The 944-nt window shown below is 44.2% G+C and carries 2 protein-coding genes; both read right to left on the bottom strand.

Annotated features, from left to right (window positions below):
• On the bottom strand, positions 1-499 hold a 499-nt coding region (locus AC2A1E_RS24175; RefSeq protein WP_484385870.1), incomplete at its 3' end, for a hypothetical protein.
• Positions 500-619: 120 nt separating this feature from the next.
• Positions 620-944 (bottom strand): fimbrial protein (locus tag AC2A1E_RS24170; protein WP_484385869.1); only part of this gene is annotated, 325 nt, incomplete at its 5' end.

The following is a 944-nucleotide window of genomic DNA, read 5'->3' as shown; positions in this document are numbered from 1 at the left end:
CACCACGTAAGAAATAGTTCAGTACAGTAAGCTCAGCCTCGGTCAAAAAAGGGTACACCGGTTTTGCTTTGCTATTTAACAGCCTGCTAATGTGTGGGCTACAAACATAGTTGTTCTCAATCAACTGAATAACCAGGCTCGATATTTCACTAAGGCGTTCGTTTTTAGAGATAAGCGCATGAATATCGGCGTTGTAGAGAGAGCGTAGCGCCGTCTTATCTTGAATCCGTGTTAATACCACAATTTTTATTTCAGGCAGGGTATGTCTTACCCAATGGATAAAATCAATAACCTGAAATAATGCTTTATCTGCACTAAACGGTTCTATCACAACAATCTGTATCTCTTCTTTAATCAGAACGCTTTTTAACGCAGTTAAATTATTGGCGTGATGAAGATTACAGGTCATCGGCATGCAGGAGAGCAGAGACTCAAAGCCCATTGTTGACATCGTACAGTCATCAATTAATGCGATTTGAAATGCAGTGCTGTTTTCCACACACGCTACTTTTGTCTTGTTTGCTAGCACAGGTCCTCTATAAAAGTTATTAATATTAAAAAAGGCCGCTCATTAATTACGGCCTTGGTTAATATGTATTACCGTAAACGGCTACTGAGCTTACTGGTAGACAACCGTAAACTGGGCGCTAGCGTTAGCGGTACCGGCAACGATGGTATTGCTGATAGCGATGTAGCGTGCAACAAAGTCAAGCGTGTTTTGAGTGCCAGCACCTGCAACTAATGCGTAAGGCTGTGAGCTTTCGAACAGGTTGACCACGTTCTGGCTGGCATCAGACAACTGGATTGCCACCCCTTCTGCGGTTTCAGTCCCTGCGGTCAACGCCAGCATGCTGTTATCGCCCGCAACGCTGGTACCGTCGAATTTAACGACGGCGTTGGTTGCGATTGGGCAATCTTTCAGGATCAGTTGGAATTTTGTTGGC

The organism is Serratia sp. HNCC26DJ206, from assembly GCF_057180605.1.
The sequence above is the reverse complement of the archived record's forward strand: the minus strand, read 5'-3'. Positions and strand labels throughout refer to the sequence as shown.